Raw genomic sequence first — 10,843 nt, 5'->3', positions numbered from 1 at the left:
TCGGCGGTGGGGCGTTTATGATGCATTTCGACGGCAAGTCGGTAAAGGCATTCGACGGACGTGAAACCGCCCCCGCCGCCGCGACCGAGAAGATGTTCTACACGCCTGAAGGCAAGGCAATGGCCTTCTACGATGGCGTAGTCGGAGGGCGCTCCGTTGGCGCGCCGGGCGTGCTGCGCATGCTCGAACTGGCGCACCGGCAGTACGGCAAGCTGCCGTGGGCATCGCTTTTTGCGCCTGCGATCAGGATGGCGGAAGAGGGCTTCCCGGTCAGCCCGCGGCTCAATGCCATGCTCAAAGCCGAGCAGCACCTGAAAAAAGATCCTGTCGCCGCCGCCTATTTCCTTGACAGGGATGGCAACCCCTGGCCGGTAGCTCACGTCCTCAGGAATCCCGAGCTGGCCAAGGTGCTGCGCGAGATCGCCATGGGCGGCGCCGACGCATTTTACAAGGGCCAGATTGCGCGCGACATTGAGGCCAAGGTCAAGGGACACGCAACCAATCCCGGCCTGCTGACCGCCGCCGACATTGCCCGTTACCAGGCAAAGGTGCGTGATCCGGTCTGCATCGACTACAAGGTGTGGACCGTATGCGGCATGCCTCCGCCGTCCTCGGGCGGCATCGCGATCGCCCAAATGCTGGGCATGCTCGAAACGCGGGATATCCGTTCACTCGCCCCCAGGGAAGGCAACCTCAATGCCGACGCGATCCACCTGTTCTCGGAGGTCGGCCGTCTCGCCTATGCCGACCGAGGCCGCTATGTCGCCGACAGCGATTTCGTACCGCTGCCCGGAAACAGCGCCAAGGCCCTGCTCGACAAGCAATACCTCGCCGGCCGCGCGGCGCTGATCGGCGAAAAGTCGATGGGACAGGCAAAGTTCGGCATACCGCCCGCGACGGCGCTGGCACTTGGCAACGACAACTCACCCGAACTGCCATCAACGTCGCATATCTCCATCGTCGACGCTGCTGGTAACGCAATCTCGATGACTACGACCATCGAGGATGCCTTCGGATCCCGGCAGATGGTGCGCGGCTTCCTGCTGAACAACCAGCTCACCGACTTCTCCTTCGACCCGGTGGATGCCAACGGTCCCGTTGCCAATCGTGTCCAGCCTGGCAAGCGTCCGCGCAGTTCGATGGCGCCGACTCTGGTGTTCGAAAAGGCCACTGGCAAGCTGGTGCTGTCGACCGGTTCGCCCGGCGGATCCGCGATCATCAACTACGTCGCCAAGGTGCTGGTAGGGACGCTGGACTGGGGGCTCAACGTGCAGCAGGCGATCAGCCTGCCCAACTTCGGCAGCCGGAACGGCCCCACCGAACTCGAGCAGGGGCGGGTGCCGGACAGTGTCGTCGAACAGTTGAAAGCAAGGGGACACAACGTGCGCCTGATGGAGCAGACCTCCGGATTGCAGGGCATCATGCGGATGAACATTCATGGCGAAGAAATGTGGTTCGGCGGCGCCGATCCACGTCGTGAAGGCATCGTCAAAGGCGACTAGCGCGAGCGTCGTTTTTTCATCCATTCCGCGTACCCTTCCTCCCCAAAGGCCGGATCGCCTGCTAATCTCTTCTCTATGGGAAAGCAGAAAAAAACGGGACTCGTCCTGACGGGCGGCGGGGCACGCGCAGCATACCAGGTCGGTGTGCTCGAGGGTGTGGCGAGCATCCTGCGTGAAGCCGGCTGGACCGCTGGACGCAATCCCTACGACATCATCTGCGGCACCTCAGCAGGAGCAATCAATGCCACGGCGCTCGCGTGCCACGCCGACAATTTCGATGAAGGTTTGGAAAAAGTCCTCGGCTTGTGGAACAACATCATGGTCGATCAGGTGTACCGCGCCGACTCGCTCGGCGTCCTGCGATCCGGTGCGCGCTGGCTGTCCCTGATGTCCTTCGGCTGGCTGTTGCGCAAGTGGAAGGCGAACCCGCCGAACGCGCTGCTCGACAACACGCCGCTGATCACCCTCCTGAACCGCGTGCTCAACTTTCCGCGTCTCGATGAGGCGCTGATGCAAGGAGCGCTGCATGCGCTGGCAGTGACCGCATCTTCGTACACTGCCGGCAGGCACATCACCTTTTTCCAGACCGAAGCGGAGATCGAGCCCTGGATACGCTCGCAACGCCTTGCGCTGCGCAGCCAGATCGGGGTTGAACATTTGCTCGCTTCGTCCGCGATCCCGCTGATTTTTCCCGCTACGCCGATTTACTGCGACGGCAAGCGCGAGTTCTTCGGCGATGGATCGATGCGCCAGCTGGCGCCAATCTCGCCGGCGATCCACCTTGGTGCCGACAAGGTCATGGTGATCGGCGCCGGCCGCCTGACAGAGCAGCAGCGCGACACGCCCGAGTTTGCGCCTTATCCAAGCCTGGCGCAGATTGCCGGCCATGCAATGTCAAGCATCTTCCTCGACAGTCTTGCGGTCGATATCGAACGTATGACTCGCATTAACCTGACCCTGTCCGTCCTGACCGAAGAGCAGCGCCGCAGGACGCCGCTGCGTCCGGTCGACCTGCTCATCATTGCACCGTCGGAAAGGCTGGATGAAATTGCAAGCCGCCACGTGCAAAGCTTGCCCGGTCCGATCCGCATGCTGCTTGGCGGCATCGGCGCAACCGAGGCACGTGGCGCCGCACTGGCATCCTACCTGCTGTTCGAATCAAGTTTTACCGGGGAATTGATCACGCTTGGCCGCAAGGATGCGCTGGCGCGCAAGGCCGATGTGCTGGCGTTTTTCGGGAAGGCGGAGGAAGGTGTGCAGTCCGCGCCTGTACTGGCACGGACCGCATGAAAGGGCAGGGCACCCTTGATGGCGTGCCCGTTTGCCGTCAATAGTCGTAACGGTCGTAGTAACGATCGTCGTGGCGATGCTTCCAGTGCTTGTGCTTGTGCTTGTGGGGCCGGCCCGGCTCCACATAGTAGGCCGGCGGGCCGTACTGCACGACAGTCGCCGGCTGGACGTAGACCGGACGCGGCTGCACATAGACCGGGCGCGGCCTGACGTACACTGGTTCCGGTTGGACATAAACGACGGGTGGCGGGGGCGTGTACACGCGTGCGGCCGGATAGCCGGATCCCACTGTGACAGACCAGTCCACGTCGCTGGCGCCGGCCATCGGCGCCGCCAGTACGACTGCCGCAACGGCAATCCACTTGGCTGGGGACGAAGGGGCGAATTGTTTCATGACGTTCTCCTTGAGGTTTTCCTGACCTATTAAACGTCAAACCCCCCTTATCCGGCTACGAACAATTATTCGATGGCAAGTAAGTATTGCAACAAATTGTGAGCGGCAACTTTCCGCGGTTCAAAAAGTTACTTCATCAGCAATAAAACGCGGCTAAGTGCTTGAAAACAGGTTCGAAATTGACCGGCAAGGCTTGCTTCGTTTCTGACAACACGTTACCCTACGTAATCCCGGAAAACGCAAGTGTTGGTATTCCTGCAACCAAGCGGACGAGCGACGATGTTGGCTAAGTTCCTGAAAACTTGGACGTTTCTCGTCCTTGCGTTATTGCTTTCTGTAAATGTCCTTGCCAAAGGACCGGCCCCGGTCGGCGTTGTTGCCGTGTGGGAACTGCCGAAAGAAGCTCAGCTGACCCTGGCCTTGATCAAGCAGGGCGGCCCTTATCCCTATCCCAAGGACGGCAGCGTTTTCGGGAACTATGAAGGGGTTTTGCCGAAACAGAAGCGCGGGTATTATCGCGAATTCACGGTCAAGACTCCCGGCGCGCGCAACCGCGGTGCGCGGCGCATTGTCTCTGGGGGAGAACCCGCGACATCCGGCGAATACTATTACACCGATGACCACTATGCGACCTTCAGGCGCATCAAAGAGTAACGAAATGCGTATCGAGTCACTGCACAACCCCGTCCAGCTAATCGCACGAGCCGAGGATGACATGAGCCTGTTCAAAACGGTGCCGCCCAATGTAGTCCAGTCGATTCGCGCGTTCCGTGTCAACGAGCTGCAGGAAGAAGCCGCCCGCCTCGGCCAGCATTTCCTTTACGCCTGGTGTGCGGACGCGACGACCAAGCAGCAGGTACTGACGCGCATTGCAACGGCTTTCCATTTTCCGCGCCATTTCGGCAAGAATTTCGACGCGCTCGCCGACTGCCTGACCGACCTGGCGTTCAAGGCCGGCCCGCAACCCGGCTTCCTCGTGGTGATCGAGCAATTGCCCAACACGCCCAAGTTCGACAAGGAAGCGCGTGAAACCCTGCTGGACGTATTCCGCGATGCGGCGGATTTCTGGGCAGAGCGCAAAGTGGCCTTCCGCGTCTTCTATTCATTCCAGTAAGATTTCCCGCCTCCCGACAAGCCGACCCATCCGGTCGGCTTTTTTATTCACGGTAAAATGCGCGCCATGAAAAACATCGTCATCCTCATTTCCGGACGCGGCAGCAACATGCAAGCTATCGTCCGCGCCGCCCGGTCCGAACAATGGCCGTGCCGGATTGCCGCCGTCATCGCCAACCGTGCCGACGCCGAGGGCCTCGTCTTCGCCGCCGAACATGGCATTGCGACAGCGGTTGTGCCGAGCAAGACTTTCCCCAGCCGCGAAGAATTCGATGCCGCGCTGCGCACCGAAATCGACAAGTACTCGCCGGACCTCGTCGTGCTGGCCGGCTTCATGCGCATCCTGACACCGGCCTTCGTCGACCATTACGACGGCCGCATGCTCAATATCCATCCGTCCCTGCTGCCGAGCTTTCCCGGCCTGGCCACGCACAACCAGGCGCTGGCGGCGGGCGTCAAGTTCCACGGTGCCACCGTGCACTTCGTCACTGCGGCACTCGACCACGGTCCGATCGTCGAACAGGCGGTCGTGCCCGTCCTGCCGGAAGATACCGAACATGCGCTTGCCGAACGCGTGCTGGTGCAGGAACACATCATTTACCCGCGCGCCGTGCGTTCCTTCATCGAAGGCCGGCTCGCGATCGACAACGGCATCGTGCGCGTCGTCACTCCCTGAAAGACTTCCATGAGATTGCATCCCGCAGTCGTTGGCCACACCGAAGAAGCCTTGCGTGAAATCCTGCGCTTCACCGGCCCGGCCGACGTCATCCTTTCCCGTTATTTCCGCGAGCATCCGAAGCTCGGTCCGCGCGAGCGCGGCGCTGTCGCCGAAGGCGTCTATGCCGTCCTGCGCAACAAGCTCAGCTATGCGAGCTTTGCCGAATCCGGACATGGACCCGCCATGCGCCGCCTCGCCCTGCTTGGCCTTGCTGACGTGCTCGGTGCCGACGCACTGGCCGGTCTGGCCGCCGAGGAATCGGATTGGCTACAGCGCATCGCCCAGATCGACCGCACTGCGCTGCCAGTCACATTGCGCGCCAACCTGCCCCAGTGGCTGTTCGACAAGCTGGTCGCGCGCGACGGCGAGGCCGCGGCGCTGCAACTGGCCGAAGCCCTCAACCGTAACGCACCGCTCGACCTGCGCGTGAACGTCCTCAAGGCCAAGCGCGAAGATGTGGTCGCAGAACTGGCCAAGGCGCCGATCGTTGCCGAAATGACGCCCTACGCACCGTTCGGCCTGCGTCTGCACAAGAAGCCGGCACTGCAGAACCTGCCTTTGTTCAAGGACGGCGCAATCGAAGTGCAGGATGAAGGCAGCCAGCTGCTTGCCCAGATCCTGGGTGCAAAACGCGGCGAAATGGTCGCCGACTTCTGCGCCGGCGCCGGCGGCAAGACGCTGGCCTTGGGAGCAATGATGCGCAACACTGGCCGCCTGTACGCCTTCGACGTGTCCGAAAAGCGCCTCGCAAAGCTGAAGCCGCGCCTCGCGCGCAGCGGTCTGTCGAATGTCCATCCGGTCGTCATCGCCCACGAAAACGACGCCAAGATCAAGCGCCTCGCGGCCAAGATCGACCGCGTGCTGGTCGATGCCCCATGCAGCGGCCTCGGTACCCTGCGCCGCAACCCCGACATGAAATGGCGCCAGACGCCGGAATCGATCGTCGAGCTCAACGCCAAGCAGACATCCATCCTCGCCAGCGCGGCACGCCTCGTCAAACCCGGCGGCCGTCTCGTGTATGCCACCTGCAGCCTCCTCGACGAGGAAAACGAAGCCATTGCGTCGGGTTTCCTCGCGTCGCACGCCGACTTCACGCTCGTTCCGATGAAGGACGTGCTCGCCGAGCAAAAGGTCGCGCTCGAGATGGGCGATTACCTCAAGCTCTATCCGCACATCCACCAGACCGATGGCTTTTTCGCCGCAGTCTTCGAGCGGAAGAAATGAACGGGCGGACATCGCTTGTCGTTGCCTTTCTCTCGCTGGCGCTGACCGGCGTCGCCACGGCCGGGCCGGTGTTTCCGGCGCAGGGAACGCTGCAGCCGGTGTTCGCCCCCTGGGAGGATGTCGAAACCGCCATCATCGACGTGCTGGCCGGCGCACGCCGGCAGGTGCTCGTCCAGGCCTATCTGTTGACCAGCAAAAAGATCGCTTCTACCCTTGTGGCAGCACATCGGCGCGGCGTTGACGTGCGCGTGCTGGTCGATGGCGGCCAGCTGGAAAAGGTGCCGTCCTCGATGGCCGGCGAACTGTCCGCCGCCGGCGTGCCGGTCTGGGTCGACAACAATTACCAGAACGCGCACAACAAGGTCATCGTTGTCGATGCCAACGGACCGGCCGCAACGGTCATCACCGGCAGCTTCAACTACACCTGGACGGCGCAGCACAAGAATGCCGAAAACATCCTGATTGCGCGTAACAACCCGGCGCTCGCATCCCGCTTCGCGGAGAACTGGGAGCGGCACCGCCAAGAGGCGACACCCTTCAAGAAATGAAACAGAATCTGCTTTCGAACCTCCTGACGGACATGTGGACTGACCTGAGCGATCCGGGACTGCTCTGGCAACTCACCGCGCTGGTCGCTTGTCTCGCCCTTGGATGGGCGCTGGGCCGCGTGCTTCGCAACCGCCTGAGTGCGCAGGACATGCAGTTGCGCGTCATGCGGCTTGGAGTGGAGAGCTTTGCCAGCGTGCTCGCGCCGCTCGTGGCACTGACGCTGATTGCCGTCGCGACGTACACGCTCGAGCGCTGGCAGAACGTGAACCTGTTGCGCGTGGCGATGCCGCTGGTCGGCTCGTTTGCACTGATTCGCCTGGCCTTCTATATCCTGCGCCGGATTTTCGCGCGCGGCGGCAAGGCAGGGAAGATGCTGCTGACCTTTGAAAAGGTATTCGCCACCGTGGTCTGGTGCGGCGTCGCCCTCTACATCACCGGCGTCTGGCCCGAACTGGTCGGTTTCCTCGAGCAGACGCAAATCCCGGTCGGACGCCATAAGACATCGCTGCTGATCATCCTTCAGGGCGCTGCATCGGTGGTCGTCACCCTGATCCTTGCACTCTGGGGCGGCGCCGTGCTGGAGGAAAGGCTGATGCGGATGGATGCCGTCCATTCTTCCCTGCGGGCGGTAACGGCGCGCCTTGGCCGCGCGGTGCTGATCCTGCTCGCCGTGCTTATCAGCCTGTCGCTGGTCGGCATCGACCTCACCGTCCTCTCCGTGTTTGGCGGCGCGCTTGGCGTCGGCCTCGGCCTTGGCTTGCAAAAGATCGTCAGTAGTTATGTTTCGGGTTTCGTAATCCTGATCGAGCGCAGCCTGGCGATCGGCGACCTGGTCAACGTCGACAAGTATTTCGGGCAGGTCACACAGATCAATACACGCTACACGGTAGTCCGCAGCATGGACGGCATTGAAACTGTTGTCCCGAATGAAATGCTGCTGTCCGGCCCGGTCCAGAATTACTCGCTCAGCGACCGCATGCTGCGCATGTCGACCAAACTGTCGGTGGCTTACCAAAGCGACATCGATGCAGTGCTGGAATTGTTGCAAGAAACCACGGCCGGCATTGATCGCGTGTTGAAGGATCCCGCCCCACAAGCTTTCCTGGTCCGTTTTGACGCGGATGGCTTCGAGATCGAAATCGGCTGGTGGATTGCCGATCCGGAGAACGGACGCTCCGGCGTGCTGTCCGACGTTAATCGCGCTATCTGGAAACAATTGCAACTTCATGGCATCCAGATTCCGTATCCGCAGCGCGAGATCCGGTTGCTCGACCCATCTGCCGGCCCGGAAACCTCGACTTTGCAGAACTTGCGCACCGCCGGAACGCCATAAAAAGCGTACAATCGGGGCGCAAATGCATGTAGGAGGTCAGTTTTCGGCTGACAGAGCGCTTCCAGCGACGTATCCGGATGCATTCGACCCGAAACTCATAGACTGGACTCACGATGCTCGACGCAGTACTGCACTTCTTATCCAATGGAATTACCGGCGCTTCAGGCTGGGAAGTCCTCATCTTCACGCTCGTGGTGACGCACATCACGATCGCCAGTGTGACCATCTTCCTGCACCGTTGCCAGGCGCACCGTGCGCTTGAACTGCATGCGATTCCCAGCCATTTCTTCCGTTTCTGGCTGTGGCTGACCACCGGCATGGTGACCAAGGAATGGGCCGCCATCCACCGCAAACATCACGCGAAGTGTGAAACCGAGGACGATCCGCACAGCCCGCAAACGCGCGGCATCCGCAAGGTCCTGTTGGAAGGTGCCGAGCTCTACCGCGCCGAGTCGAAGAACCGTGAAACGATGGAGAAGTACGGCCACGGCACGCCGGATGACTGGCTTGAGCACAACCTCTATACCAAGTACAGCTGGCAGGGTGTGGGCCTGATGCTGATCATCGACGTGATGCTGTTCGGCGTAATCGGCCTGACCGTGTGGGCAGTGCAGATGCTCTGGATTCCGATTACTGCCGCCGGGATCATCAACGGCATTGGCCACTTTTGGGGTTATCGCAACTACGACTGCACCGATGCGTCGACCAACATTTTTCCGATCGGCATCATTATCGGTGGCGAGGAACTGCACAACAACCACCACACCTACGGCACGTCCGCCAAGCTATCGTCCAAGTGGTATGAGTTCGACATTGGCTGGCTGTACATTCGTATCCTCGAAACCCTGGGCTTGGCCAAGGTGAAGAAGGTCGCGCCGGAACCCAAGTTCGACAGCAGGAAGCTGGTTGCTGATTTCGAAACCCTGCAATCCGTGATCGCCAACCGCTATGACGTGACCGCCAAGTATGCGAAGTCGCTCAAACGCACGTGGCGCGACGAACTGGAACACCTCAAGGGCAAGGCGAACCTCGAAACCAAGTTCCTGAAGAATGCCAAGAAGCTGCTCCAGCGCGAGCCGGCCAAGCTGGAGGCGCCGCAGAAGCAGCAACTGACGGAGCTGTTCGTGCACAGCAAGACATTGAAGACCATGCATGAAATGCGCGTCGAACTCGGCGCCATCTGGGAACGTTCCAACTCCAGCCGCGAGCAGCTGCTGCAGCAGCTCCAGGACTGGTGTGCGCGTGCCGAGGCTTCCGGCATCAAGTCGTTGCAGGAGTTTTCTTCGCGCCTGCGCAGCTACGCCTGATTGATACGCAATGAAGAGCGCGGCCGGGGAATTCCCCGGCCTTTTTTTTCGCCTGCACATAAAGAAAAAGCCCCGCGATGCGGGGCTTTTGTCTTGGAATCCGGATCGATTACTTGATCTTGGTTTCTTTGTATTCCACGTGCTTGCGTGCCTTCGGGTCGAACTTCATGATCGACATTTTTTCCGGCATGGTGCGCTTGTTCTTCGTGGTGGTGTAGAAGTGGCCGGTACCAGCGGTCGATTCCAGCTTGATTTTGTCGCGGTTAGATTTTGCCATGATGATTTCCTGTTAGGTTCCGCTTAGACTTTCTCGCCACGGGCACGCATGTCGGCGAGGACTGCGTCGATGCCGATCTTGTCGATCACGCGCAGGCCGGCGTTGGAGATACGCAGGGAAACCCAGCGGTTTTCGGATTCAACGAAGATGCGGCGGTTCTGCAGGTTGGGCAGGAAGCGACGCTTGGTCTTGTTGTTCGCATGGGAAACGTTGTTGCCGACCATCGGCCCCTTCCCGGTGACTTGGCAAACACGTGCCATGGTTTACTCCTTAAAAGATTCCAGAATTTGGAAAAAACGAGAGTATATCGAAAAAAATGTGCGTTTTCAATGACTTGCGAAAAACAATTGTGTCGTTGAATTTATCGTTGATTTAACATTTTGAGGGGCGGGGCAAATCAGGCTTCCCCATGCTCCGCAAACGAGTAGACGTGCCGGCCCGCGACCACGAAATGATCCAGCAGACGCACGTCCACCAGCGCGAGTGCCTGCTTCAATGCCTGCGTGAGCGCGCGGTCCGCATGGCTGGGCTCGGGCGTGCCGGAAGGATGATTATGCGCGAGGATGACGGCGGCGGCATTGTGGGCAAGGGCTGCCTTTACGACTTCCCGCGGATAGACACTGGTCTGTGTCAGCGTGCCCCTGAACAGCTCTTCGGCGATGATCAGCCGGTTCTTCACGTCGAGGAAAAGCACGACAAACGATTCATAGTGGCGCCGCGCGAGGAGCAGTTGCAGGTACTGCTTCACCGCTTGCGGCGAGCAGAGGGCTTCGCCGGTCTTCAATTCTTCAGTGATGGATCGGCGTGCCAGTTCCATCACCGCCTGCAGCTGCGCATATTTGGCTGTCCCCAGGCCGTGTATGGTCGAAAAGTCCGCCAGCGATGCGGAGAAGAGCCCGTTCAGCGAGCCGAAGCGCGCAATCATGTCGCGGCCCAGATCGACTGCGCTTTTGCCGCTGACGCCGACACGCAGGAAGACAGCAAGCAGTTCCGCATCGGAGAGGCTGTGTGCGCCATGTTTGACCAGCCGTTCGCGCGGCCGCTGGTCTTCTGGCCAGTCGGTGATTGCCATGGGGTGAAATGGGTTGGGACGGGGAGGGCAATTATACGAAGATAATTGCAAAAACGTTAACTAT

13 protein-coding genes are annotated in these 10,843 nt (G+C 60.4%); 9 read left to right on the top strand and 4 right to left on the bottom strand.

Annotated elements, in window-relative coordinates:
* Positions 1 to 1,502: gamma-glutamyltransferase family protein (locus AYR66_RS19550; RefSeq protein WP_088709946.1), on the top strand; the 1,502-nt coding region annotated here is incomplete at its 5' end.
* A gap of 75 nt (positions 1,503 to 1,577) precedes the next feature.
* On the top strand, positions 1,578 to 2,792 hold the full coding sequence (locus AYR66_RS19545) for a patatin-like phospholipase family protein (protein ID WP_088708886.1): 1,215 nt from the start codon (positions 1,578 to 1,580) through the stop codon (positions 2,790 to 2,792).
* Between the two features lie 37 nt (positions 2,793 to 2,829).
* On the opposite strand, the gene AYR66_RS19540 is transcribed toward AYR66_RS19545, so the two are convergent.
* Positions 2,830 to 3,186, bottom strand: coding sequence for a hypothetical protein (locus tag AYR66_RS19540; RefSeq protein ID WP_088708885.1), 357 nt, complete (start codon positions 3,184 to 3,186; stop codon positions 2,830 to 2,832).
* 279 nt (positions 3,187 to 3,465) lie between these two features.
* Between AYR66_RS19540 and AYR66_RS19535 the strand changes: the two genes are divergently transcribed.
* The 7 genes from AYR66_RS19535 to AYR66_RS19505 all read left to right on the top strand — a co-directional run bounded on the left by AYR66_RS19535 (position 3,466) and on the right by AYR66_RS19505 (position 9,430).
* Entirely contained in the window at positions 3,466 to 3,840 is a 375-nt protein-coding gene (locus AYR66_RS19535) for a guanyl-specific ribonuclease (protein WP_088708884.1), read from the top strand.
* A gap of 61 nt (positions 3,841 to 3,901) precedes the next feature.
* Positions 3,902 to 4,300, top strand: a complete 399-nt coding sequence (locus tag AYR66_RS19530; RefSeq protein WP_088708883.1) for a barstar family protein — start codon at positions 3,902 to 3,904, stop codon at positions 4,298 to 4,300.
* Positions 4,301 to 4,366: 66 nt separating this feature from the next.
* The gene (gene purN, locus AYR66_RS19525; RefSeq protein ID WP_088709944.1) at positions 4,367 to 4,975 is read left to right on the top strand and encodes a phosphoribosylglycinamide formyltransferase; all 609 of its coding nucleotides are present in this window, start codon (positions 4,367 to 4,369) and stop codon (positions 4,973 to 4,975) included.
* Between the two features lie 9 nt (positions 4,976 to 4,984).
* Positions 4,985 to 6,241 carry an RsmB/NOP family class I SAM-dependent RNA methyltransferase gene (locus tag AYR66_RS19520; protein WP_088708882.1) on the top strand — a complete coding sequence of 419 codons (1,257 nt, stop codon included), beginning with the start codon at positions 4,985 to 4,987 and terminating at the stop codon, positions 6,239 to 6,241.
* Positions 6,238 to 6,789 carry a phospholipase D family nuclease gene (locus AYR66_RS19515; protein WP_088708881.1) on the top strand — a complete coding sequence of 184 codons (552 nt, stop codon included), beginning with the start codon at positions 6,238 to 6,240 and terminating at the stop codon, positions 6,787 to 6,789. Before AYR66_RS19520 ends, AYR66_RS19515 begins: the two co-directional genes overlap by 4 nt.
* Positions 6,786 to 8,123 carry a mechanosensitive ion channel family protein gene (locus tag AYR66_RS19510; RefSeq protein WP_088708880.1) on the top strand — a complete coding sequence of 446 codons (1,338 nt, stop codon included), beginning with the start codon at positions 6,786 to 6,788 and terminating at the stop codon, positions 8,121 to 8,123. The genes AYR66_RS19515 and AYR66_RS19510 overlap by 4 nt, the downstream gene beginning before the upstream one ends.
* A 113-nt stretch (positions 8,124 to 8,236) precedes the next feature.
* A complete protein-coding gene (locus tag AYR66_RS19505) occupies positions 8,237 to 9,430 on the top strand; it encodes a DesA family fatty acid desaturase (RefSeq protein WP_088708879.1) in 1,194 nt (397 codons plus the stop codon).
* A gap of 109 nt (positions 9,431 to 9,539) precedes the next feature.
* Here AYR66_RS19505 and rpmG read toward each other — a convergent pair whose 3' ends face one another.
* From rpmG to radC, 3 genes are all read right to left on the bottom strand, one after another.
* Positions 9,540 to 9,707 carry a 50S ribosomal protein L33 gene (rpmG, locus tag AYR66_RS19500; RefSeq protein ID WP_088708878.1) on the bottom strand — a complete coding sequence of 56 codons (168 nt, stop codon included), beginning with the start codon at positions 9,705 to 9,707 and terminating at the stop codon, positions 9,540 to 9,542.
* Between the two features lie 23 nt (positions 9,708 to 9,730).
* Positions 9,731 to 9,967: a 50S ribosomal protein L28 gene (gene rpmB / locus AYR66_RS19495; RefSeq protein ID WP_088708877.1), complete on the bottom strand. Its 237-nt coding sequence runs from the start codon at positions 9,965 to 9,967 to the stop codon at positions 9,731 to 9,733.
* A 137-nt stretch (positions 9,968 to 10,104) separates the two neighbouring features.
* Positions 10,105 to 10,779, bottom strand: coding sequence for a RadC family protein (gene radC / locus AYR66_RS19490; protein WP_088708876.1), 675 nt, complete (start codon positions 10,777 to 10,779; stop codon positions 10,105 to 10,107).
* Between the last annotated feature and the right edge of the window lie 64 nt (positions 10,780 to 10,843).

Origin of the sequence: Noviherbaspirillum denitrificans (genome assembly GCF_002211445.1) — a bacterium.
Lineage (GTDB): Bacteria > Pseudomonadota > Gammaproteobacteria > Burkholderiales > Burkholderiaceae_D > Noviherbaspirillum > Noviherbaspirillum denitrificans.
This window is presented reverse-complemented; position numbering and strand designations above follow the sequence as displayed.